General features: G+C 32.7%; 19 protein-coding genes and 1 riboswitch. Of the genes, 16 read left to right on the top strand and 3 right to left on the bottom strand.

Annotation, left to right across the window (positions count from 1 at the left end; genetic code table 11):
- Positions 1 to 32: 32 nt before the first annotated feature.
- The 7 genes from B0I03_RS10125 to B0I03_RS10095 all read left to right on the top strand — a co-directional run bounded on the left by B0I03_RS10125 (position 33) and on the right by B0I03_RS10095 (position 10,637).
- Complete coding sequence (locus B0I03_RS10125) at positions 33 to 998, top strand: alpha/beta fold hydrolase (RefSeq protein ID WP_111567329.1); 966 nt, start codon at positions 33 to 35, stop codon at positions 996 to 998.
- A gap of 7 nt (positions 999 to 1,005) precedes the next feature.
- Complete coding sequence (thrA, locus tag B0I03_RS10120) at positions 1,006 to 3,420, top strand: bifunctional aspartate kinase/homoserine dehydrogenase I (RefSeq protein ID WP_111567328.1); 2,415 nt, start codon at positions 1,006 to 1,008, stop codon at positions 3,418 to 3,420.
- Between the two features lie 91 nt (positions 3,421 to 3,511).
- Positions 3,512 to 4,684 (top strand): trans-sulfuration enzyme family protein, encoded by a 1,173-nt coding sequence (locus B0I03_RS10115; protein WP_111567327.1) that lies wholly within the window; start codon positions 3,512 to 3,514, stop codon positions 4,682 to 4,684.
- A 152-nt stretch (positions 4,685 to 4,836) separates the two neighbouring features.
- Positions 4,837 to 4,942, top strand: a riboswitch (SAM riboswitch).
- Between the two features lie 81 nt (positions 4,943 to 5,023).
- The gene (locus B0I03_RS10110) at positions 5,024 to 6,010 is read left to right on the top strand and encodes a homocysteine S-methyltransferase family protein (RefSeq protein ID WP_111567326.1); all 987 of its coding nucleotides are present in this window, start codon (positions 5,024 to 5,026) and stop codon (positions 6,008 to 6,010) included.
- 143 nt (positions 6,011 to 6,153) lie between these two features.
- Positions 6,154 to 8,826 (top strand): methionine synthase, encoded by a 2,673-nt coding sequence (metH, locus tag B0I03_RS10105; protein ID WP_111567325.1) that lies wholly within the window; start codon positions 6,154 to 6,156, stop codon positions 8,824 to 8,826.
- A 1-nt stretch (position 8,827) separates the two neighbouring features.
- Entirely contained in the window at positions 8,828 to 9,784 is a 957-nt protein-coding gene (gene metF, locus B0I03_RS10100) for a methylenetetrahydrofolate reductase [NAD(P)H] (protein WP_111567324.1), read from the top strand.
- A 463-nt stretch (positions 9,785 to 10,247) separates the two neighbouring features.
- Positions 10,248 to 10,637 (top strand): tetratricopeptide repeat protein, encoded by a 390-nt coding sequence (locus B0I03_RS10095; RefSeq protein WP_111567323.1) that lies wholly within the window; start codon positions 10,248 to 10,250, stop codon positions 10,635 to 10,637.
- A 56-nt stretch (positions 10,638 to 10,693) separates the two neighbouring features.
- On the opposite strand, the gene gldA is transcribed toward B0I03_RS10095, so the two are convergent.
- Positions 10,694 to 11,599 carry a gliding motility-associated ABC transporter ATP-binding subunit GldA gene (gene gldA, locus B0I03_RS10090; RefSeq protein WP_111567322.1) on the bottom strand — a complete coding sequence of 302 codons (906 nt, stop codon included), beginning with the start codon at positions 11,597 to 11,599 and terminating at the stop codon, positions 10,694 to 10,696.
- Between the two features lie 265 nt (positions 11,600 to 11,864).
- Between gldA and B0I03_RS10085 the strand changes: the two genes are divergently transcribed.
- The 8 genes from B0I03_RS10085 to aroA all read left to right on the top strand — a co-directional run bounded on the left by B0I03_RS10085 (position 11,865) and on the right by aroA (position 17,788).
- Positions 11,865 to 12,695, top strand: a complete 831-nt coding sequence (locus B0I03_RS10085) for a prephenate dehydratase (RefSeq protein ID WP_111567321.1) — start codon at positions 11,865 to 11,867, stop codon at positions 12,693 to 12,695.
- A gap of 39 nt (positions 12,696 to 12,734) precedes the next feature.
- Positions 12,735 to 13,817 carry a bifunctional 3-deoxy-7-phosphoheptulonate synthase/chorismate mutase type II gene (locus B0I03_RS10080; protein WP_111567320.1) on the top strand — a complete coding sequence of 361 codons (1,083 nt, stop codon included), beginning with the start codon at positions 12,735 to 12,737 and terminating at the stop codon, positions 13,815 to 13,817.
- An 88-nt stretch (positions 13,818 to 13,905) separates the two neighbouring features.
- Positions 13,906 to 14,883: a ribosome small subunit-dependent GTPase A gene (rsgA, locus tag B0I03_RS10075; protein WP_111567319.1), complete on the top strand. Its 978-nt coding sequence runs from the start codon at positions 13,906 to 13,908 to the stop codon at positions 14,881 to 14,883.
- A 61-nt stretch (positions 14,884 to 14,944) separates the two neighbouring features.
- Complete coding sequence (dtd, locus tag B0I03_RS10070) at positions 14,945 to 15,397, top strand: D-aminoacyl-tRNA deacylase (protein WP_111567318.1); 453 nt, start codon at positions 14,945 to 14,947, stop codon at positions 15,395 to 15,397.
- A gap of 1 nt (position 15,398) precedes the next feature.
- A complete protein-coding gene (locus B0I03_RS10065) occupies positions 15,399 to 15,725 on the top strand; it encodes a nucleotide pyrophosphohydrolase (RefSeq protein WP_026725899.1) in 327 nt (108 codons plus the stop codon).
- 30 nt (positions 15,726 to 15,755) lie between these two features.
- Positions 15,756 to 16,118, top strand: a complete 363-nt coding sequence (locus B0I03_RS10060) for a four helix bundle protein (RefSeq protein WP_111567317.1) — start codon at positions 15,756 to 15,758, stop codon at positions 16,116 to 16,118.
- A 57-nt stretch (positions 16,119 to 16,175) separates the two neighbouring features.
- The gene (locus B0I03_RS10055; protein WP_111567316.1) at positions 16,176 to 16,502 is read left to right on the top strand and encodes a DMT family transporter; all 327 of its coding nucleotides are present in this window, start codon (positions 16,176 to 16,178) and stop codon (positions 16,500 to 16,502) included.
- Positions 16,502 to 17,788, top strand: a complete 1,287-nt coding sequence (gene aroA, locus B0I03_RS10050) for a 3-phosphoshikimate 1-carboxyvinyltransferase (RefSeq protein WP_111567315.1) — start codon at positions 16,502 to 16,504, stop codon at positions 17,786 to 17,788. Before B0I03_RS10055 ends, aroA begins: the two co-directional genes overlap by 1 nt.
- Here the strand turns inward: aroA and B0I03_RS10045 are convergent.
- Both B0I03_RS10045 and B0I03_RS10040 read right to left on the bottom strand, forming a co-directional pair.
- Positions 17,785 to 18,531 carry a LytR/AlgR family response regulator transcription factor gene (locus B0I03_RS10045; protein WP_111567314.1) on the bottom strand — a complete coding sequence of 249 codons (747 nt, stop codon included), beginning with the start codon at positions 18,529 to 18,531 and terminating at the stop codon, positions 17,785 to 17,787. The two genes, aroA and B0I03_RS10045, sit on opposite strands and share 4 nt — an antisense overlap.
- Before the next feature lies 1 nt (position 18,532).
- Positions 18,533 to 21,391, bottom strand: a complete 2,859-nt coding sequence (locus B0I03_RS10040; protein ID WP_111567313.1) for a sensor histidine kinase — start codon at positions 21,389 to 21,391, stop codon at positions 18,533 to 18,535.
- 193 nt (positions 21,392 to 21,584) lie between these two features.
- Here B0I03_RS10040 and B0I03_RS10035 point away from each other — a divergent pair, with 193 nt between their 5' ends.
- On the top strand, positions 21,585 to 23,516 hold the full coding sequence (locus B0I03_RS10035; protein ID WP_111567312.1) for a LamG-like jellyroll fold domain-containing protein: 1,932 nt from the start codon (positions 21,585 to 21,587) through the stop codon (positions 23,514 to 23,516).
- Positions 23,517 to 23,570: the final 54 nt, after the last annotated feature.

Raw genomic sequence — 23,570 nt, 5'->3', positions numbered from 1 at the left:
ACCTAAAGGCAGTCTTTTTTTTAAAAAGAGAAATGAGTAAAATTCAAAAAATAGTGTTCCAAAATGTTCCATTGCAAAATGGAGTTGTGCAAGCAAAAGTGATTTTGTCCTATCAATTGTTCGGGCAACCCGTTGGTTCAGCTCCTTTGGTGGTGGTGAATCATGCGTTGACGGGAAATTCGCAAGTTATTGGAGAAAACGGTTGGTGGCAATCGTTAATTGGTGAGAATAAAATTATTGACACCAAAAAATATGCGGTTTTAGCTTTCAATATTCCTGGAAACGGTTATCAAGATGAAGAAAATTTGATTGAAAATTATCAAGATTTTACCACTTACGATATTGCCAATTTATTTTGGAAAGGAATCGATTCGTTTAAAGTGAATCAAGTTTTTGCTGTTATTGGTGGAAGTTTAGGCGGTGCAATTGCTTGGGAAATGGCAGCAATTCGACCAAAAGCGATTGCGAATTTAATTCCCGTCGCAACAAATTGGAAAGCTTCTGATTGGTTGATTGGAAATGTGTTAATTCAAGATTTGATTCTGAATAATTCCAAAAATCCAATTCACGATGCCAGAATTCACGCCATGTTATTGTACCGAACACCTGAATCACTCCAAGAAAAATTTCACAACAAATTGCAAAATTCGGATGGATTGTTTCAAGTGGAAAGTTGGTTGTTCCATCACGGAGAAAAATTGCATAATCGATTTCAACTTTCGGCTTACAAACTCATGAATCATTTATTGAAAACTACAGATATTTTTAAAAACAATAATAAATCAGATGTCATCAAAAGTATCTCGTCAAATATTCATCTAATAAGTGTGGACACAGATTACTTTTTTACAGCAAACGAAATCAAAACCGCTTTTCAGGAAGTCAAAAATTACAAAAACAATGCATTTTATCACGAAATCAAATCCATTCATGGACACGATGCTTTCTTGATAGAATTTGAACAACTAAACAACATACTAAAACCTATATTTAATTAGAAATCAAATGAAAATATTAAAATTTGGAGGAAAATCATTAGCAAACGGAGAAGGATTGCAAAAAGTAATTCAAACGATTGCTCAAAAATATTTCAATAACGAACCCATTGCAGTAGTAGTTTCGGCAAGAGGAAACGCAACGGACGAATTGGTAATTCTATTAAAAAAAGCACAAGCCAACATCAATTTTCAAGCGGATTTTGAACAATTCAAAAAATACCAATTGGAAGGTTTGAAAGAAAATATCTTCGAAGAAGAATTTTCTGTTTTACAGAAATTATTAGAAGGCGTTTCGCTTTTAGGAGATTACAGCGAAAAAATCAAAGACCAAGTTATTGCGTATGGTGAAATTCTATCGGCAAAATATGTCGCTTATGTTTTAAACGAAAATAGCATAAAAGCTCAATTCACCGATTCACGCCAGTTAATTAAAACTGATTTGAATTTTGGAAATGCGCAACCAATTGATGCTGTTTCAAAGCGAAATGTCTTGGATTATTTCGAGAAAAATACGGATAAAGTCAATATTGTAACGGGTTTTATTGGTTCAACGTTACACAATGAAACCACGACTTTAGGCAGAAACGGAAGTAATTATACCGCTTCTTTATTAGCGAATTATCTGAATGCCGAAGAATTTCAAAATTACACACACGTAGACGGAATTTTCACCGCTAATCCCGATTTAGTGGCTGACGCAAAAAAAATCGAGCGTTTGTCCTTTAATGAAGCGAATGAGTTGGCAAATTTTGGAGCACAAATTTTACATGCCAAAACCATTATTCCTTTGGTGGAAAAAAATATTCCATTACGCATTTTAAATACTTTCAATCCTGAAAATGATGGAACTTTAATAACTTCCGAACAAACTAATGAAGGCATCAAATCGCTTTCTGTTTTGACAAATGTTTCGCTGATCAATCTTGAAGGAAGAGGTTTGTTAGGTAAAACAGGGGTTGATGCAAGAATTTTCCGTGTAATGGCTGAAAACGACATTAGCGTAAGCATCATTTCGCAAGGTTCTTCAGAAAGAGGAATTGGTTTAGTTGTGAGTTCGGATAAGGCTTCCAAAGCGTTAGTTGGCTTGGAAAAAGAATTTGAAACCGATTTTTATACGAAAGATGTCAATAAAATTTCGGTAAACGATAACATTGCTGTGATTTCGATTATTGGGCAAGATTTAACGAATTTCCATAAACCCTACACGGCTTTAATTCGAAATAAAATCACCCCAATTTTGTTGAATAATACGGTTACAGGAAGAAATATCAGTTTGGTGATTAGTCAAGATGAATTCAAACGCGCTTTAAATGTGATTCATGGCGAAATTTTTGGTGTGGCGAAAAAAATCAACATCGCGATTTTCGGTCACGGAACGGTTGGTGGAACTTTGATTTCCCAAATTTTAGAATCAGCAAAAAATATCGAAAAGCGTAAAGGGATTAAGTTGAATGTGTTTGCTATCGCGAATTCAAAGAAAGTGTTGTTGAATAAATTCGGAATCAGTGAAAATTGGAAAGCAACGTTAGAAGATAAAGGTCAGGAATACAAAGTTGAAGACATAATTGCTTACGCCAAAGAACATCATTTGGAAAATTTAATCGCAATTGACAATACCGCAAGTTCGACTTTCATTGAAAATTACATTTCGTTAGCCGAAAATAGTTTCGATTTAATTTCGTCAAATAAAGTAGCTAATACGGTAAGCTTTGATTTCTATAAAAAGCTTCGAAAAGTATTAAAAGATAACCAAAAAGAATATTTGTATGAAACGAATGTTGGTGCTGGATTACCATTGATTGATACGATTAAATTGTTGCATTTATCAGGTGAAAATATCACTAAAATTAAAGGTGTTTTCTCTGGAACATTGAGTTATTTGTTCAATAATTTTTCGATAGAAGACAAAAAATTCAGCGAAGTTTTAAAAGAAGCCATCGACAAAGGTTTCACTGAACCTGATCCAAGAGAAGATTTAAATGGAAACGACGTTGGACGAAAATTATTAATCTTAGCACGCGAATTAGATTTACAAAACGAATTCGAAGAAATCCAAATTCAAAACTTAATTCCAGAAGCTTTACGAGAAGGAAGTGCAGCAGATTTCTTAAAGCGTCTTTCGGAATTAGATGGAATTTACCAAAACATCAAAGACGCTCAAGGTTCAAATGAAGTGTTACGTTACATCGGAGAATTATCAGGTGATTTGCAACAAGATAAAGGAAAATTAGAAGTGAAATTAATTTCCGTTCCAGCTAATTCAGCTTTAGGTTCTTTAAAAGGTTCTGATTCTATTTTCGAAATTTATACCGAATCTTATGGAGAGCAACCTATCGTAATTCAAGGCGCTGGAGCTGGAGCATCGGTAACCGCTAGAGGCGTTTTTGGCGACATTTTACGCTTATCTGAAAAAAAATTATAACCACCCAAACTCAAAACCTGCAAGATGTAAAAGTCTTGTGGGTTTTACACTTTAACAGTTCAACGATTAAACAATTCAACAAGCAAAAACAATGAGCAACCAAAATTTAGGATTAGAAACACAAGCCATTAGAACGCAATTAGAGCGCACTCAATATTTAGAACATTCCGTTCCCTTATATTTAACTTCCAGTTTTATTTTTGAAGATGCTGAAGACATGCGCGCTTCATTTGCGGAGGAAAAAGAACGTAATATTTACAGCCGATTTTCCAATCCCAATACATCTGAATTTGTTGAGAAAATTTGCCTAATGGAAGGAGCAGAAGACGGCTATTCTTTCGCAACAGGAATGGCAGCGGTATATTCTACTTTTGCTGCTTTATTAAATTCGGGCGATCATATTGTTTCGGCAAGTAGTGTTTTTGGTTCCACGCATACGTTGTTTACCAAATATTTTCCAAAATGGAATATTACAACAAGTTATTTCGATGTCAATAAACCAGAAACAATTGAAAATTTCATTCGACCGAATACGAAAATTCTTTATGCGGAATCACCAACCAATCCAGCAGTTGATATTCTAGATTTAGAATTGTTGGGTAAAATTGCAAAAAAGCACAATCTGATTTTAATTATCGATAATTGTTTTGCGACTCCTTACATTCAAAATCCTATTCAGTTCGGCGCCGATTTAGTGATTCATTCTGCAACCAAATTAATCGATGGTCAAGGGCGTGTTTTAGGAGGCGTAACTGTTGGGCGTTCTGATTTAATTCGTGAAATTTATTTGTTTTCCCGAAATACTGGTCCAGCGTTATCGCCATTCAATGCTTGGGTGTTGTCTAAAAGTTTAGAAACGTTGCCGGTTCGTATCGAAAAACATTGTGAAAATGCTTTAAAAGTTGCTGAATTTTTAGAAAATCATCCAAATGTCGCTTCAGTAAAATATCCTTTTTTGAAATCGCATCCCCAATATGAAGTCGCTAAAAAGCAAATGAAATTAGGCGGAAATATTGTAGCGTTTGAAATCAAAGGCGGAATTGAATCCGGGAGAAAGTTTTTAGATAAAATCAAACTGTGTTCGTTGTCTGCGAATTTAGGTGATACGCGTTCTATTGTAACACATCCAGCTTCTACAACGCATAGTAAATTAACAGAAGAAGAACGTTTGGCAGTTAGTATTACGGATGGTTTGGTGCGCGTTTCTGTTGGTTTGGAAACCGTTCAAGACGTAATTAACGACTTAAAACAAGCGTTAGAATAAAAGTTTTCAAACTATTTTATAGATTTTTATTCTTTTTAAGACGATTAATTTAGAATATAAATCTATTAAAATTATTTTATTAATGAAATTTTAGAAAATATTTCATTATTTCAATTTTGTCACTACATTTGCAGTGTTCATAATTATAGTGTTTGTTATCACGAAAGCTGGAGGGAATAGACCCTGCGAAAGCTTAGCAACCCTACACTTGTAGAAGGTGCTACATTCTATTCCGATTTTATCGGAAGCAGATAACGTTAGAATTGCTCTCCAACTTTCTACGGTAACAAATTAAGTTAATCAAGAAAATTAGGCAATTAGCCTTTGAGAGAGAATACAATGTCAAAAATTCAAGAAGAAATCAAAAACCGAATTCTCGTGCTCGATGGAGCTATGGGAACGATGTTACAACGTTATAAATTTGAAGAAGAAGATTTTAGAGGCGAGCGCTTCAAAGATTTTCCACATCCTTTAAAAGGAAACAACGATTTGCTTTCCATTACCCAACCAGAAGCTGTAAAATCAGTACATCGCGCTTATTTTGAAGCAGGTGCTGATATTGTAGAAACCAATACTTTTTCGGGAACGACTATTGGAATGGCCGATTATTATTTGGAAGATTTAGTCTACGAATTGAATTTTCAATCGGCTAAAATCGCTCGTGAAGTAGCGGGTGAATTTACCGATAAGCCAAGATTTGTGGCGGGTTCCATCGGTCCAACAAATAGAACCGCTTCTATGAGTCCTGATGTTAATGACCCAGGTTTCAGAGCAGTGAATTTTGACGATTTAAAAATTGCCTACAAACAACAAGTCGAAGCTTTAGTTGATGGCGGTTGCGATTTACTTTTGGTAGAAACGATTTTTGATACGTTGAATGCGAAAGCCGCTTTGTTTGCTATTGAAGAAGTAAAAGAAGAACGAAATATCGATATTCCAGTAATGGTTTCCGGAACAATTACCGATGCTTCTGGAAGAACATTATCGGGACAAACGGTGGAAGCTTTTTTGATTTCGATTTCGCATATTCCTTTGTTGAGTGTAGGGTTTAATTGCGCTTTAGGAGCCGATCAATTGAAACCGTATTTGAAGCGATTAGGAAATAATACGTCATTAAATATTTCAGCGCATCCCAATGCAGGTTTGCCTAATGCCTTCGGACAATACGACCAATCACCAGAAGAAATGCAACAATTAATTCGCGAGTATTTACAAGAAAATTTAGTGAATATCATCGGTGGATGTTGCGGAACGACTCCTGACCATATTAAATTAATTGCTGAGGTAGCAAGAGAATTCAAACCAAGAGAAAGTGTTTTGGTTTAAGCAAAGAAATACAATGAAAAACAATATTATAAAAATACAATTCGAAACATTTTTACAGTCGCAACGATGTTGGGTTTGTCAATACGTCAGCAACAGTAAATCCTTTTGGAAAGATGTTGCGAAACATTATAAAAGAATAAGTAATGAGTTATAATTCCGATAAATATTTAAAATTATCAGGTTTAGAACCTTTGATTGTAACTCCAGAAACCAATTTTGTAAACGTTGGAGAACGAACAAACGTAACCGGTTCTAGAAAATTTCTTCGCTTAATTAAAGAAGAAAAATACGATGAAGCTTTAGAAATTGCACGTGCTCAAGTAGAAGGTGGCGCGCAAATCATCGATGTTAATATGGATGAAGGAATGTTAGATGGTGTTTATGCTATGACCAAATTCCTAAATCTAATCGCGGCCGAACCCGATATTGCCCGAGTTCCTGTGATGATTGATTCTTCAAAATGGGAAATCATCGAAGCTGGGTTGAAAGTCATTCAAGGAAAAGGTGTGGTGAATTCGATTTCTTTAAAAGAAGGAGAAGCTACTTTTATTCATCATGCCAAATTAATCAAACGATACGGAGCCGCTGTAATCGTAATGGCTTTTGACGAAAATGGTCAAGCCGATACTTACGAAAGACGTATTGAAATCTGTAAAAGAAGTTACGATATATTAGTTGAAAAAGTTGGTTTTCCAGCTGAAGACATCATTTTTGATCCTAATATTTTTCCAGTCGCAACCGGAATGGAAGAGCATAAATTAAATGCTTTAGATTTCTTCCGAGCAACCAAATGGATTCGCGAAAATCTTCCGTATGCGAATATTTCGGGCGGAGTTAGTAATGTATCATTTTCTTTCCGTGGCAACGATAAAGTTCGTGAAGCGATGCATTCGGCCTTCTTATATCATGCCATTCAAAATGGAATGACAATGGGAATCGTAAATCCAGAAATGTTAGAGATTTATGATGAAATTGACAAGGTTTTGCTTGAACATGTTGAAGATGTTCTTTTAAACAGAAAAGACGATGCTACCGAAAGTTTGTTGGAATTAGCGGAAAGTTTCAAAGGCGATATAAAATCAAATGAAAAAGCTGTGGCAGAATGGCGAAATAGTTCGGTTCAAGATCGATTAACTCATTCTTTAGTAAAAGGAATTGACGAGTTTATTGAGATTGATGTAGAAGAAGCACGTCAGTTAGTTGAAAAACCTATAGAAGTTATCGAAATCAATTTGATGGCTGGAATGAATGTGGTTGGTGATTTATTCGGAAGTGGAAAAATGTTCTTGCCACAAGTGGTGAAATCGGCACGTGTTATGAAAAAAGCGGTGGCTTATTTACTTCCTTACATTGAAGCTTCAAAAGATGGAAAATCGTCTTCGGCCGGAAAAGTGTTGATGGCAACTGTAAAAGGTGATGTACATGATATTGGAAAAAACATTGTATCTGTAGTTTTAGCGTGTAATAATTTTGAAATCATCGATTTAGGTGTGATGGTTCCGCCCGAAAAAATCATAGAAACTGCGGTTAAAGAAAATGTAGATATTATAGGTTTGAGTGGTTTGATTACGCCTTCGTTGGATGAAATGGTGTATTTAGCCAAAGAAATGGATAAACTGAATATCAAAATTCCAATAATGATTGGTGGTGCGACAACTTCTCGTGCACACACAGCAGTGAAAATTGCACCAGAGTATAAGGAAACCGTGGTTCATGTGAACGATGCTTCTCGAGCAGTAACGGTTGCAACCAATTTATTACAACCCGATACTAAAGTTACCTATGCAAAATCGCTTCGTGGAGAGTATGATGCGCTTCGTGAAGGTTATTTAAACCGAAGTCGCGAGAAAAATTTCTTATCTATTGAAGAAGCAAGGAAAAATAAATTCAAAATCGATTGGGATACTTACGAACCTGTAAAACCAAATTTCATCGGTACAAAAACTATTGAAGTAGAACTTTCAGAATTAGTAGATTTTATAGATTGGACACCGTTTTTTCAGTCATGGGAATTGTACGGGAAATTTCCAGCGATTTTAACCGACGATATTGTAGGTGAACAAGCAACTAATCTTTTTGAAGATGCGCAAAAAATGTTATCTCAAATTGTTTCAGAAAAATGGTTCACAGCAAAAGGAATTTTAGGAATTTTTCTTGCGAATTCAATAAATGATGACGATGTTGAGGTTATTACTTCAAGCGAAGTTGAGAAGTTTTTAACGCTTCGTCAGCAATCACAAAAAACAGTGGGAGCTCCAAACATTGCTTTAGCAGATTTTATTGCTCCAAAAGAAATTGGTAAACAAGATTATATTGGATGTTTCTGTGTTTCAACTGGTTTTGGTGTTGATGAAAAAGCTTCGGAATTTGAAAAGCAATTAGATGATTACAATTCGATTTTGGTAAAAGCCTTAGGCGATAGATTAGCCGAAGCTTTTGCAGAATACTTGCATTTAAAAGTACGTAAAGAAATTTGGGGTTACGCTTCTGATGAGGTTTTGTCAAATGATGAATTAATTAAAGAAAAATACAAAGGAATTCGTCCTGCGCCAGGTTATCCTGCGTGTCCTGACCATTTAGAAAAACCAACGATTTGGAAATTATTAAATGTAGAACAAGAAATAGGTGTTAAGTTAACCGAAAGCATGGCGATGTGGCCTGCAGCATCGGTTTCAGGATATTATTTTGCGAATCCAGAAAGTAAATATTTTGGTTTAGGAAAAATTAAAAAAGACCAATTAAAAGATTACGCCAAAAGAAGAAATATTAGCATTGATTTAGCCGAAAAATGGCTCTCACCCAATTTAGCAGATTAAAATGAAAGTAACTGAACATATACAAAACGCCAACGGAAAACCTTTGTTCTCCTTCGAGATTTTACCACCTTTAAAAGGGCAAAATATTCAATCGATTTTTGATAGTATTGATCCGTTGATGGAATTCAATCCACCGTTTATTGACGTGACTTATCATCGTGAGGAATATGAATTCAAAGAGCTAGAAAATGGCTTACTTCAGAAAAAAGTAGTTAAAAAACGACCTGGAACCGTTGGGATTTGTGCTGGAATTCAGAATAAGTATGAAGTAGATGCTATTCCTCATATTTTGTGTGGTGGTTTTACCAAAGAAGACACAGAGAATTTATTAATTGATTTAGATTTTTTAGGAATTGATAATGTTGTAGCACTTCGTGGTGATGCGGTTAAGAGCGAAATTTACTTCAAACCTGAAAAAGAAGGTCATGCTTATGCTTCGGAATTAGTAACGCAAATTAGCAACTTGAATAAGGGAATTTATCTGGACGAAGATTTGCAAAATTCCACCAAAACCGATTTTTGCATTGGAGTAGCAGGTTATCCAGAAAAACACATGGAAGCACCAAGTTTAGATAGCGATATTCATTTTGTAAAGCAAAAAATTAAAAACGGAGCTGATTATATTATTACCCAAATGTTTTTTGATAATAAAAAGTTCTTCGATTTTGTAGCCAAATGCAGAGCGGCTGGAATTACGGTTCCAATTATTCCAGGATTAAAGCCTATTGCAACAAAGAAACAGTTGAATTTAATTCCACATCGCTTTAGTGTTGAATTGCCTGATGATTTAATTATGGCGGTTGTAAAAGCTAAAGATAATGATGCTGTAAAACAAATTGGAATTGAATGGTGTATCCAACAAAGTAAAGAGTTAATCGCGGCAGGAATTCCAGTTTTACATTATTATTCTATGGGAAAAGCAGAGAATGTTAAAGCAATTGCAACAGAAATTTTTTAAATTATAGTTCTTTTTAAAGTTAGGTCTCCTAAGTATTTTGTACTTAGGAGATTTTTTTTAAATCCAAGTTAAGCTTTTATTCGTAAGTAAAGTTAGTGTTTCAAAAAAGTTGTTTATTAAGTTGTAATCATTAAGATTTTAAATTAACAAATTGTTATTTTAAATGAAAGATGATTTTTAATTACCTATTTAGTAATAAATTTATCGACGAAAAACACAGAAATTCGATTAATGACATTTTGTTATTTTTTAAAAAGTGTATTTTTTCGAATTTTTCTATTTTTTGATTGTTTTGACAGGTTTAATTTATATTAATGTGTTTTTACGAGATTTTATTTAAATATAATTCAATAAAAATGTTAAATATTTAATTTTAATTTTCTTTAAAATGATTGTGATTGAAAAAAATATATTTTTTATTCAAAAAATAATTGTAAATTTATAATAACAAAAAACTATACCCATGAAAAAAATTATCTATTCATTCGTAATTTTATTCATTTCCCAGTTAACCTTCGCAAATGAATTAGATTCTATCTTAACAAAAGCTAGATCACTAACCGAGAAGAAAAATTATTCTGAAGCAATTAAAGAGTATGAAAATTACATTAAATTGTCTAAGGGTGAAAATTTAAAAGATGTTTATATTGAAGTAGCCAATTGTTACTTTTATCAGAATAAAAAAGAGGTTGCCGTAAAATACATCAAAGAGGCCATTACCAAATATGGTTTTACGGAAGAAGATTTCATTTACAATTCGTTGTTGAATGAAAATTTGTCGAGTTACGCACTTTCTGTGGTTTACGATGATTACGACAAACTCAGACAAAAGTATTTGGTAACTTTAAATTAATTAACGTTACAATACTTTTAAAATCTCCTTACAGTTTCAGTTGTAAGGAGATTTTTTTATTTCTTCTTAGCTGTTTTTTCTCTAAAAATCTGCTCTAAGTTTTTACTTTTCAATACAATTTGAAGTGTTCTTAACTGATTGTCTTGAGCAAAATCAAACAGCGCTGGACGCATATCGGTTGTTGAGGTAAAAGTCAGTTCCCAAACTAAATCGTGCGTATTTTTTGCTGATTTTAAATTTGGAAGAGAAGCAAAAATAGTTTCATCTACTTTTTTATCAAATTCAACTTCAATAATTTGTTCGGCTTCTTCGGTAACTAAATTGTTTAGTTTTTTGTCAGTTACGATTTTACCTTTATCGATAATGATAATTCTATCGCAAATCGCTTCCACTTCTTGCATGATGTGCGTGGAAAGAAAAACTGTTTTGTCTTTTCCAATATTTTTAATCAAATCACGAATTTCTACTAATTGATTTGGGTCTAAACCTGTTGTAGGTTCGTCTAAAATCATTACATCAGGATTGTGTAATAAAGCCGTTGCTAATCCTACACGTTGGCGATATCCTTTTGATAATTCGCCTATTTTCTTATGACTTTCAGGTGTTAATCCTGTCAAAGCAATTACTTCATCAATTCTCGATTTCGCAACTTTATGCAAATCGGCATTAAAAGCCAAATATTCTCTCACATACAAATCCAAATATAACGGATTGTGTTCTGGTAAATATCCAACCGATTTTTGTACTTCTTTTTGTGCCGAAGTTACATCGTGTTCGTTCACAACAGCAGTTCCGCTATCTGCCGTTAAATAAGTGGTCAAAATTTTCATTAAAGTGGATTTTCCGGCACCATTTGGACCTAAAAAACCTACGATTTCTCCTTTTTTTACAGAAAAACTAATGTTGTCTAACGCTTTTTGGTCTCCGTAATTTTTTGAAATATTTTGAACTTCTATCGACATAGCTTGTAAATTTTAGCAAAAGTAACTTTTTTTAAAAGAACTCAAATTTATTTAAAAAAGTATTTCGTTTTCATTTTTTTATTACTTTTACACAATCAAAAAATAAATGGCATAATGCTTACACATAGCACATTTTTTTATAACAATTCTTTTTATTTTTTCTGGAGACAGATGAGGGATTGTTGTGCTATTATATAAATGAAAGAAATTTATTTTATAAACATACAATCCCGATGTAAATCGGGATTTTTTTTTGCTCAAAATTATGGGAATTAAAGTCGCAATTCAGGGAATTCATGGGTCATTTCATCACCAAGTGGCACAACGTTACTTTGGTGAGGCAATTGGTTTGGATGAATGTGCCACATTTAGAGATGTGGTTACAAGTTTAAAAACCAACCAATCGGACAAAGCAATAATGGCGTTAGAAAATTCTATCGCGGGTTCAATCTTGCCAAATTATGCATTAATCGATTCAAATGATTTACACATTATTGGTGAATATTTTTTGGATATTCACATGAATTTGATGGTGTTGCCAGGCCAAACGATTGAAGATATCAAAGAAGTACATTCGCATCCAATTGCTTTGTTGCAATGTGCTAATTTCTTTAGTCAATATCCGCATATTAAATTGGTCGAAAGTTCCGATACTGCAATTACTGCAAAACGAATTCAGGAAAATCAATTAATAGGAATTGGTGCTTTGGCAGGTCCAGTTGCGGCTAATATTTATGATTTGGAAATTATCGCTGATGGAATTCATACCATAAAAAGTAATAAAACACGCTTTGTGGTTTTAAAAGCAAGTAATAAGGAAATTTCAAAAGAACTCATCAATAAAGCTTCAGTGAAATTTGAATTAGATGACACGCCAGGCTCCTTGGCAACGGTTTTAAATGTGATGAATAATTGTAAATTGAATCTAACAAAAATTCAATCGTTACCTATTATCGAAACCCCTTTTACCTATGCTTTTTTTGTGGATGTGGTTTTTGAAAAATACAAGCATTTTGAAAAAGCGAAAAAAGTAATGGAAATTATGACAACCCATTTTAAAGTTTTGGGCGAATATGAAAGAAGTAAGCAATTGTAATTTAAGAATAAATAGTAATTTTACAGTGAAATAAAGGTTATGGAAAATAAAAAAGAATTACGCACTTGGTTAGATGATTTTCAGTTGAATCATCCGCTTGTAATTGCAGGACCATGTAGCGCAGAAACCGAAGATCAAGTTTTAAAAATAGCTCACGAATTAAAGAATTCTGATGTTTCTATTTTCCGTGCTGGAATTTGGAAACCTCGAACACGTCCAGGTGGCTTTGAAGGTGTGGGCGAAATCGGGTTGAAATGGTTGCAAAAAGCCAAATCTGAAACCGGTTTGTTAATGGCAACGGAAGTCGCTACTGCAGCTCATGTAAAATTAGCATTGGAACACGATATCGATGTGTTGTGGATTGGTGCTAGAACCACCGTAAATCCTTTCGCCGTTCAAGAAATTGCCGATGCTTTGCAAGGAACGGATAAAATCGTTTTGTTGAAAAATCCTGTAAATCCTGATTTGTCTTTATGGATTGGTGGTTTAGAAAGATTGTATAATGCGAATATTAAGAAATTAGGCGTAATTCACAGAGGATTTTCAACTTACGAAAAAACAAAATACCGCAATAATCCGGAGTGGCAAATAGCAATCGATTTACAAAATCGTTTCCCTGATTTGCCTTTGATTTGCGATCCTTCGCACATTACTGGAAAGCGCGATATGATTCAAGAAGTGTCGCAACAAGCTTTAGATTTGAATTACGACGGATTAATTATCGAAACCCATATTGACCCAGATAACGCTTGGAGTGATGCTGCCCAACAAGTAACACCAGCAACATTGAAACAAATGTTCATCAATTTACGCGTTAGAAAAGTGTCGGATGATGAAAGCGAATACAACCAAAAAATGGCAAAACTGCGCATGCAAATTGATGAATTTGATGGAAAACTGTTAGAAATTTTGGGTAACCGAATGAAAGTTGCTGATAAAATCGGTTTGCTTAAGAAAGAAAAAAACGTGGCTATTTTACAAAACCAACGTTGGAACGAAATCTTAGGGAAAATGATTTTAGAGGGCGAAGAAAAAGGATTGAGTAATGAGTTTGTGATGCAATTGTTTAAGGCGATACATCAAGAAAGTATAACTCATCAAGAAAAAGTGATAAATAAATAAATTTTAGCTAGAAACACTATCTTTGTTGAAATAATTATTTAGTCATCCTGAGCTTGTCGAAAGGCTGACTTCTAACTTCTAACTTTGAATGACAGGAATCGTATATAAATCTACCGGAAGTTGGTACACCATTAAAACTGAAAATGGTGATTTTTTGGAGTGCCGTATAAAAGGTAAATTTAGAATGAAAGGTATCAAAAGTACCAATCCTATTGCGGTGGGAGACGTTGTAGATTATGATATTGAAAATACAACTGATGAAACTACTGGTGTCATCACAGCGATTCACGATAGAAAAAATTACATTGTTAGAAAGTCAGTAAATTTATCGCATCAAATGCATATTATTGCATCCAATATTGATGTGGTTTTTTTATTGGTAACCATTAATAATCCGCCAACAACCACAAGTTTTATAGACCGATTTTTAGTTACTGCTGAGGCTTACGGAATTGAAGCAATTATAGTATTCAATAAAATAGACACGTTTGATGATGCTACTTTAGACGAACAATTGTATTTACAACATGTGTATTCATCAATTGGCTATAAATGTTTACGCGTTTCTGCTAAAGACGGAAAAGGAATTGACGAGCTAAAAGCATTAATGAAAGACAAAGTTTCAATGTTTTCAGGGCATTCGGGTGTTGGAAAATCTACATTGGTAAATACATTAGAACCTTCGTTAAATTTAAAAACCAAACAAATTTCGGAATCACACGCGCAAGGTAAGCACACCACAACGTTTGCTGAAATGTTTGATTTGTCTTTTGGAGCTAAAATTATCGATACGCCAGGAATTCGTGGTTTTGGAATTGTAGATATGGAAAAGCAAGAAATCGGAGATTATTTTCCAGAATTTTTTGCTTTGAAAGACCAATGTAAGTTCAATAACTGTTTGCATAAAGATGAACCACATTGCGCCATCAAAAAAGCATTAGAAAATGATGAAATTTCATGGTCGCGCTATAAAAGTTATACTCAAATTTTAGAAGGCGACGAAGAACAATATCGTGCTGACATTTACGATGCCGAGCGAAGAGCCAGCGATGAAACCAGAAAATAATTGTGAATGATAAATTATAAATTGTAAATTCACAACTCACCATTCACCATTCACAACTATCATGAAAGCAGTTATTCAAAGAGTTTCTCAATCTTCAGTTACAATAAATAACGAAATTGTAGCTCAAATTCAACAGGGTTTATTAGTTTTAGTTGGAATTGAAGATGCCGATAATCAAGAAGATATTAATTGGTTAACCTCAAAAATAGCCAATCTAAGAATTTTTGAAGACGAAAATGAAGTAATGAATTTGTCGTTAAAAGACATTGATGGCGAAATGATTGTAGTTTCGCAATTCACGTTACAAGCGGCTACAAAAAAAGGAAATCGCCCAAGTTACATCAAAGCTTCAAAACCTGAAATTGCTATTCCTCTTTATGAATCTTTTGTGCAACAAATGGAAATTGAATTGGGCAAAAAAGTACAAACCGGACAATTTGGAGCAGATATGAAAGTTGGTTTGGTTAATGACGGACCTGTGACTATAATTATTGATACAAAAAATAAACAATAAAATGAACCTAAAAAACTCCCAACAAGAAGTAGACAATTGGATTAAAGAACACGGAGTTCGTTATTTCAATGAATTAACAAATATGGCACAACTTACCGAAGAAGTAGGTGAAGTTGCTAGAATTATAGCTCGTCGTTATGGCGAACAATCAGAAAAAGAATCGGATAAAAACAAAGACTTAGGTGAAGAATTAGCCGATGTAGTTTTTGTAGTTTTATGTTTAGCCAATCAAACTGGTGTTGATTTACAAGCCGCTTTTGACAAAAAAATGGATTTAAAAACGAAACGCGATCACGACCGTCATCATAACAACGAGAAACTTAAATAATGGTGTGTTGTGAATTGTAAATGATGAATTATGGGAGATAATGTTATTAAAAATAAGTCATTTAATTTTGCATTACGAATAGTTAAATTATATCAGTTTCTGAATCAGGAAAAGAAGGAATATGTTTTAAGTAAACAACTTCTAAGAAGTGGAACTGCTATTGGTGCTTTGGTTCGTGAATCAGAGCAAGCAGAAAGTAAATTAGATTTTATTCACAAGCTCGCCATTGCTCAAAAAGAAGCAAATGAAACAGATTATTGGTTGGAACTTTTGTTTCAGTCAGAATATCTTAACGAAACACAATTTCAATCATTAAAAAATGATATTATTGAAATAAATAAAATTTTAGCTTCAATAATTATTACAACAAAACAAAGAATAGGGAAGAAATAATTGTGAATGGTGAATTGTAAATTATGAATTCACCATTCACAACTCACCATTAAAAACATGAACTGGATTTTACTCATTATAGCAGGATTATTCGAAGTAGGTTTTGCTACTTGCCTCGGAAAAGCAAAGGAATCAACTGGAAATACTTCCTTACTTTGGTACGGCGGTTTTTTGGTATGTCTTTCTATTAGTATGATATTATTAGTAAAAGCCACCAAAGAATTACCCATTGGAACCGCTTATGCCGTTTGGACAGGAATTGGAGCCGTGGGAAGTGTTTTAGTAGGAATCATCGTTTTTAAAGAACCGGCAACTTTTTGGCGTGTGTTTTTCATTACTACATTAATTTTATCCATCGTTGGACTAAAAATGGTTACGAAATAATGAATTTACATTTAGAAAAGGGAAAAGGGAAAAGGGAAAAGGGAAAAGTAAAAATCACTGGTTCAAAATCTGAAACCAATAGATTGTTGTTGTTGCAAGCTTTATATCCTAATTTGACTTTGGAAAATACTTCAAATTCTGATGATTCGGAAGTGATGTCTAGAGCGCTAAATTCACAACTCACAATTCACAATTCACAACTCATAGACGTTCACCACGCCGGAACCGCCATGCGATTTCTAACCTCTTTTTTCGCCATTCAAGAAGGTAAAGAAGTGGTTTTAACAGGTTCTTCAAGAATGAAAGAGCGTCCGATAAAAATTTTAGTTGATGCTTTAAATCAGTTAGGCGCTGAAATTAGTTATGAAGAAAACGAAGGTTTTCCACCAATAAAAATCAAAGGAAAGAAGTTAACACAAAGCAAAGTTTCGCTTCCTGCGAATGTGAGTAGTCAATATATTTCGGCACTTTTGTTAATTGCTCCAAAGCTTAAAAATGGTTTAGAATTAACTTTGGAAGGCGAAATCACCTCAATTCCATACATCAAAATGACCTTAGCGTTATTGAATGAAATAGGAGTGACAACTTCATTTGTTGGAAATAAAATTTCTGTAAAATCACAATTCACAATTCACAATTCACAATTCACAATTGAGTCTGATTGGAGTTCGGCATCCTACTGGTATTCTATTGTTGCTTTGTCTGAAATAGGTTTTCAAGTTACGCTTTCAAGCTATAAAGAAAATAGCCTTCAAGGCGATAGTGCTTTGGTAAACATATATCAAGATTTTGGTGTTGAAACTACTTTTAATACGGATAATTCAATCACGATTTCAAAAGAAAGAATTCATAATTCACAACTCACAACTCACAACTCACAACTCAACAATTCTCCCGACATTGCTCAAACTATTGCAGTTACTTGCTTTGGATTAGGAATAGGTTGTGATTTAACAGGATTACATACGCTAAAAATCAAAGAAACAGATAGATTAGAAGCTTTAAAAACAGAACTAACAAAATTAGGAGCTGAAATTTCAGTAACTAATGATTCTTTGCATTTGAAACCTAACGATTTATTTAAAAGTGGAAATTCCCATCCTTTGGAGGGGTGCCCGAAGGGCGGGGTGGCTACCTATCAAGACCACAGAATGGCAATGGCATTTGCACCATTAGCGTTAAAAGTTCCTGTAATTATTAATAATGCTGAGGTGGTTTCTAAGTCGTATCCTGATTTTTGGAACGATTTAGCACTTGTTGGGATAATTGGTTCAGAAGTCAACTAACGTTTTATAATCTGAATTTGATCTAAAATAGTTTGCGATTTATCTGGAGAAACCGGAATTTGAATTTTGTTTTCCAATTCAAGACTTCCACCATCTGATTTGTTGTAAGCTGTTACAAAGTTGAAGTTTACGATATACGATTTATGAATGCGTAAAAATCGGGAATCTGAACATAAAATGTCTTCAAAATTCTTTAAGTTTCGGCTAACCAATTGTTTGCTGCTATCGTTACAAAATACTTCTGAATAAGCACCGTCTCCTTTAATGTACATTATTTTATCGGTGTCTAAAAACAACAATGAATTTCCAGATGGAACGGCTATTTTTGTTAAGGTTTCTTGTTGCAAGTTTTCTTTAAAAGCTCTGAAATTTTCAAAACGTTGTTTTTGTTTAGCAACGCGTTCAACGGCTTCGGCTAATTCTTCTGGAATGATAGGCTTTAATAAATAATCAACCGCTGAAAATTTGAATGCCTTCAAAGCATATTCGTTATAAGCAGTTGTGAAAATAATTGAAAAATTCACTTCGTTTTCATCGAAAAAATCTAATAATTCTAAACCACTATGCCCTGGCATTTCGATGTCTAATAAAACGATATCGGGTTGGTGTTTTCTGATGGCTTTTACACCTTCGGGTAAATTTTCGCATTCAGCAACAACAGTAACTTCAGGACAATATTCTTGTAGAATATAAGTGAGTGAAATTCGTGCTCTTTTTTCGTCGTCTATAATAATGGCTTTCATTTTAGTATGTAATTGGAATTTCAATAATAACTTTAGTTCCTGATGACTGACCGTTTTTATTTAATTTATCTTCAAAATTAATGGCAATATTTTGCTGTTTATATTGATTGAGTAACTCAATACGATTTTGCATAGCTTCAGTTGCAAATGATAAATGATCTTTATTTTTGATGGCTTTTAACTCGGCGCTTTTTTGTCTACCAATTCCGTTGTCATCGATTATGATTTTTAAAGAATCAAAAATGCGTTCAAAATCGATGGTTAGTTTTTTTTCTCCTTTTTTATGTAATAAACCATGTTTTACTGCATTTTCTACATAAGGTTGCAAAAGCATCGATGGAATTTTGATGTTTTCAATATCAATGCCATAACCAATATTAATTTCATAACTAAAATCTTCATCAAAGCGCGCTTTTTCAATATCTAAGTACAAGCCTAAAGTTTTAATTTCTTCTGAAAGCGTTATGTTTTCCTTTTCACTCATTTCTAAAATAGTTCTAGTAAGTGTGGAAAATTTAGACAAATAAGAAACAGCTTGTTTTTTATCATTAGTCAAAATAAAGGATTGAATAGTATTCAAAGCATTGTAAAAGAAATGTGGATTCATTTGCGATTTAATTGCTTTTAGTTTCGATTGATTTAAATTCTTTTCTAAATTGACTTTGTCTAATAAAAGTTGGTTTTTCTTCTCAATTTTTTGAATTTGATATTTGTAGAAAGTATAAGCCAGCGCAATGATAATTAATCCTAAATAAATTAAGAAAAAAGTGTTTAGCCAAAATGGTTTGTTGATTTTGAAATTGATTTGCTGTATAGGAGTTTCATAATTAGCATCAATTTTTAGGTATAATTTGTAATCTCCAGGAGAAACAGATGATAAAATTAGATTTCGGTTGTTAATTTCTAATCGGTTCCAATTGCCATCATTTATTTTGTACAAGACGCTATTTTTCTCATTTGGATTAAAAGAAAGCACAGAAAAATTAACGGTAATATTGTTTTGATTGTATTCTAAATTACTTAAGTTGTTTTCGTTTTGAAGAACATTATTAACTTTTATTTCGTTTATAATAAGTTCTGGTTTTGCAAATTCCTTATTCTTGAATTTATTCTTAACGATAATTCCTTTTGAAGTGGCAAAATAAATTTCATTTTTAATTACTGCAACATCTGTAACTTCTAAATCACTTGTTAAAGGTAGAATTTTTCGGTACTTGTTGTTGATTAAATTATATTCAATTATACCGTTAGTAGTAAAAAGAAAAATAGAATTCTCTTGAATTTTAAACTTGGTAAAACGCTCTTTTAAATGTTCTTCAAAAATAGAAACCTTTGTAATTTTGTTATTAGCATCAATTTTGTATAATTCTTCGCTAGTAGATAACGCATAAACTACATTTTTGTAAGATTGTAAATTGGTAATGAATAGCGGTTTATTTTGAAATTTTAATTCATTAACGTCGTTTAAATTAACGAATTTCAATCCCATGTTGGTAGCATAATAAATGCAATTATTTTCAGAATTAAATGCTGTTGATTTGCCATTTAATCTAAAAATTGAACTTTCGTTAAATCCGTTAGGTACATTATAATGTTTTTTAAAAATAGCATCCCATTTGCTTTTTTGGTTGCCTACTTTAAATAACCCACAAACGCCACTTGCAGCGACAGCGTAATAAGTGTTATCAATTTTTTTTATGTCTTTTACAGCTGTTGACCATTCTTTTGTAATTGTGTTTTTTTTGTCTAAGATTTTAAATTTTGATGAGGTAAAGTAGATGTTTTGACTTTTTTCGTTTCCAATAATTTGGTTAATAGGGTGGTTGCTATTGTTTTTGTATACCGTTTTAATTGATAAATCATTTAATTGAAGACCATATATTAAATCGTTTTCTGTTCCTATTAATAGTTGATCGTTATATGGAGAAAAAATTGTCGGCTTTGGATCTAGTGGGATGAAATTGTTTTTGAAATCTTGAATAAAAAGCAACCCGTTATTTAACGTTGAAATCCAATAGTTTTGTTGTTTATCTTTAAAAATATAAGATACGTTATATTCAGAGAAGTACGACGTTGCTTTGTTGTTTTCATATTTAATAATTCCATTTGGGGTGCAAAGCCAAGGTGCATTATCTATTAAAGCTACGTTTTGAATAAAATCAAATGAGTTACTAAATTCTTTTCTTGTAAGTTTATTTTCTTTATATGTGTAATAATAATTTGAATATTTTGAAACGATGAAAAGTTCGTCTTTTATCACTTGAACAATAGGAACTTCTAATGTTTTCTTGAAATCATCCGAAAGTTCATGTTTTTTTATTTTTTTAGGATAATCAATTTCGTAAATGTATTCACCAATGATATAAAATTTTGATCCAACGGAATAAGTTGAGCGAATGTTTATATCCGTTAAAGGGTAAAAATAAATAGGTTTTAAACTTTTTAAATCATAAACGATTACTCCATTGAGTTGCATTAAAAATAGTTTGTCCTGAATAATACTGTATTTGATATATCCTCTAGATTCTTTTTGAGATAAACTTTTTAATTCACCATTTTCAACATAGTATAAATAACCATCAAAATTGCAATACCAAATTCTTCCAAAACTATCTTCTCTAATGCATGAACCTGATTTAGAGGTTTGGCTATCTGATGTATAAGTTTTAAAAACATTTCCATCATAACGACATAATCCCTTGCCTGTAGCAAACCACATGAAACCTTTACTGTCTTGAAAAATATCATACACACTATTAGATGGTAAACCGTTTGTTCGATCGATATTATAATAATAAGGGTTTTGTCCAAATACTATTTGGGTGAGAAAATAAAATAATATGACTTGAAATAGTTTCAATTAGAGCGATTTGTTAACAAATATAAACAATTATTAAAGTGTTTGGAATACCTCAGTTTGTGAAACCTGCTTTTTAATTAACGAAATCTGTTTCTGTCCTTTTTTCGTTAACCGAAAATAGTATTTGGTAAACTCGTTAAAAATTAACGACTTGATAAAAATAATTTTACATCGAAATTCTAAATCGATATTTATGAAAACAAAATTATTTTCTTTTTTATTCTTTTTAACTTGTGCCTTTACTTTTTCGCAAATTACTTTAAATGAAAGTTTTGAATCAGGTTTGCCAGCAGGTTGGAGTAATTCTAATTATTCGGTAACAACTGCAGCTAGTTGTTCTGGTTCCCAATCATTGACTGCTTCTTTATTTACAAGTGGTAGTAATGCTAATCTTCAAACAACAAGTTACATTTCGAATGGAAATGCAATCACATTTTCTTATGGATATAAAGCACAAAGTTCAAGTACTGGTTATTTAATTGCAAGGCTATACTATGAAGTTAACAATACAAATACTTGGACTCAAGTAAATACAAGTGATGTTTTTTCTACAAATTGTCAAACTCTATCAGCAACTTTGGCTGCAGGTGTTGTACCAGCAGGGACTCCAATTCGTTTTAGAGCACAAATAAATTTTATTGTGAGTGGTGGAGTTGTTTATATTGATAATGTTCAAGCAACTCAAGCTATTTCTGCAAACTCTTCTACAGAATATAATTTCGACGGAACTTATGTAAATACAGCGGGTTCTAATCCTTTTATACCAACAGTTTATACGTCTTTTACAACAGATAGAAATGGAAATGCAAACCGAGCATTAAATATTACCAGCAATTCTGGAGTTTCTGCAACCATTCCAGGTTTACCTTATGGAAATTCAGCAAGAACAATTTCATTTTGGGCTAAATTGAACATGATTCAAACACCTTACAATATGACTTTTTCATATGGGCAAGGTAGTATGAATAATGCAATAGGAGGGTCTTTCAATTCAACTACAGTTGATTATTTTGGCTATGCTAATAATTTAAGTGCAAGCAGTAGCAGTAATGCTTCTACATGGTATCATTTTGCTTATGTTTATGATGGTACTACAGCTAAAATATACAAAAACGGAGTACTTTTAAGTTCTCAAGCAAAATCTTGGAATACTTTGAACAATAATGATTTATTTAAACTTGGTGTTGGAGTTGGTGGTGAATTAAATTTTGTTGGCGCGATAGATGATTTAAAGATTTATAATTATGCATTAAATGATAGTCAAATTTCAAGTTTATATGCTAATAATGCTTTAATGGGTAATTCTCTAGTGTATCAATTTAATTTTGATAATAGCTATTTTGATATAACAGGAAATAAAAACTTTGCAACAACGGGTGCTTTTACTGTAGATAGAAATGGAAATCCGAATAATGCTTTAAGGTTTACAAATACAGGAACAACCGTTAATTTAGAAAATTTACCTGTTGGAAATTCCTCTCGTTCTATTTCTATTTGGTTAAAAATGCAATACTATTGGGGCGATAATTATTTATTTGGTTATGGGACTCAATCTGCTAATCAGTATTATGGTTTTTCGTTAACTTCTAGTCAAATTAACAATTATGCATGGGCTAATGATTTAACTAGTGCTACAAGTATTCCGTTAAATACATGGAAGCATTTGGTAGTTACTTTTAATAGTGTAACTGATGTAGCATCAATATATCTTGATGGTGTATTAATTACAAGTGCAGTTAAATCTGCATGGAATACTGCAAATAATACAACGTTTAATTTGTCTTCAGGCTCATTTGAAGGAACTGTAGACGATTTAAAAATTTACAATTACGAATTATCTCCAACAGAAATTTCAAATTTGTATAACCATAATGTATTATCATCATCAGATTTCTCTCAAAACAATTTTGAAGTAAAATTATATCCAAACCCAGTTCGCGATATTTTAAACATTGAAAGCGAAAACGATATTCAATCTGTAGAAATTTACAACATTCAAGGGCAAAGAGTACTTTCATCTAATCAAAACCAAATCAATGTTTCAGATTTAGCTTCTGGAATGTATTTGGTAAGAATTCAAGACATCGATAACAATATGGCAACTAAGAAAATCGCAATTAAATAGTTAGTTTTTTGGTTTTAAATTTTGGGCGTTGTCAAGTAAAACAAGGGTTTTGTA

This window comes from Flavobacterium aquaticum (assembly GCF_003259835.1).
Lineage (GTDB): Bacteria > Bacteroidota > Bacteroidia > Flavobacteriales > Flavobacteriaceae > Flavobacterium > Flavobacterium aquaticum.
Note: the sequence above shows the minus strand (reverse complement) of the source record. Positions and strands in the feature narration are given on the sequence as shown.

What these genes read in the sequence shown, in the direction of transcription:
- B0I03_RS10055 (WP_111567316.1), top strand. Translation starts at nt 16,176, where the DNA reads ATGAACTGGATTTTACTCATTATAGCAGGATTATTCGAAGTAGGTTTT.
- B0I03_RS10035 (WP_111567312.1), top strand. Translation starts at nt 21,585, where the DNA reads ATGAAAACAAAATTATTTTCTTTTTTATTCTTTTTAACTTGTGCCTTT.
- thrA (WP_111567328.1), top strand. Translation starts at nt 1,006, where the DNA reads ATGAAAATATTAAAATTTGGAGGAAAATCATTAGCAAACGGAGAAGGA.
- B0I03_RS10095 (WP_111567323.1), top strand. Translation starts at nt 10,248, where the DNA reads ATGAAAAAAATTATCTATTCATTCGTAATTTTATTCATTTCCCAGTTA.
- B0I03_RS10125 (WP_111567329.1), top strand. Translation starts at nt 33, where the DNA reads ATGAGTAAAATTCAAAAAATAGTGTTCCAAAATGTTCCATTGCAAAAT.
- dtd (WP_111567318.1), top strand. Translation starts at nt 14,945, where the DNA reads ATGAAAGCAGTTATTCAAAGAGTTTCTCAATCTTCAGTTACAATAAAT.
- metH (WP_111567325.1), top strand. Translation starts at nt 6,154, where the DNA reads ATGAGTTATAATTCCGATAAATATTTAAAATTATCAGGTTTAGAACCT.
- B0I03_RS10045 (WP_111567314.1), bottom strand. Translation starts at nt 18,531, where the DNA reads ATGAAAGCCATTATTATAGACGACGAAAAAAGAGCACGAATTTCACTC.
- metF (WP_111567324.1), top strand. Translation starts at nt 8,828, where the DNA reads ATGAAAGTAACTGAACATATACAAAACGCCAACGGAAAACCTTTGTTC.
- B0I03_RS10085 (WP_111567321.1), top strand. Translation starts at nt 11,865, where the DNA reads ATGGGAATTAAAGTCGCAATTCAGGGAATTCATGGGTCATTTCATCAC.
- aroA (WP_111567315.1), top strand. Translation starts at nt 16,502, where the DNA reads ATGAATTTACATTTAGAAAAGGGAAAAGGGAAAAGGGAAAAGGGAAAA.
- rsgA (WP_111567319.1), top strand. Translation starts at nt 13,906, where the DNA reads ATGACAGGAATCGTATATAAATCTACCGGAAGTTGGTACACCATTAAA.
- B0I03_RS10115 (WP_111567327.1), top strand. Translation starts at nt 3,512, where the DNA reads ATGAGCAACCAAAATTTAGGATTAGAAACACAAGCCATTAGAACGCAA.
- B0I03_RS10080 (WP_111567320.1), top strand. Translation starts at nt 12,735, where the DNA reads ATGGAAAATAAAAAAGAATTACGCACTTGGTTAGATGATTTTCAGTTG.
- gldA (WP_111567322.1), bottom strand. Translation starts at nt 11,599, where the DNA reads ATGTCGATAGAAGTTCAAAATATTTCAAAAAATTACGGAGACCAAAAA.
- B0I03_RS10110 (WP_111567326.1), top strand. Translation starts at nt 5,024, where the DNA reads ATGTCAAAAATTCAAGAAGAAATCAAAAACCGAATTCTCGTGCTCGAT.
- B0I03_RS10065 (WP_026725899.1), top strand. Translation starts at nt 15,399, where the DNA reads ATGAACCTAAAAAACTCCCAACAAGAAGTAGACAATTGGATTAAAGAA.
- B0I03_RS10060 (WP_111567317.1), top strand. Translation starts at nt 15,756, where the DNA reads ATGGGAGATAATGTTATTAAAAATAAGTCATTTAATTTTGCATTACGA.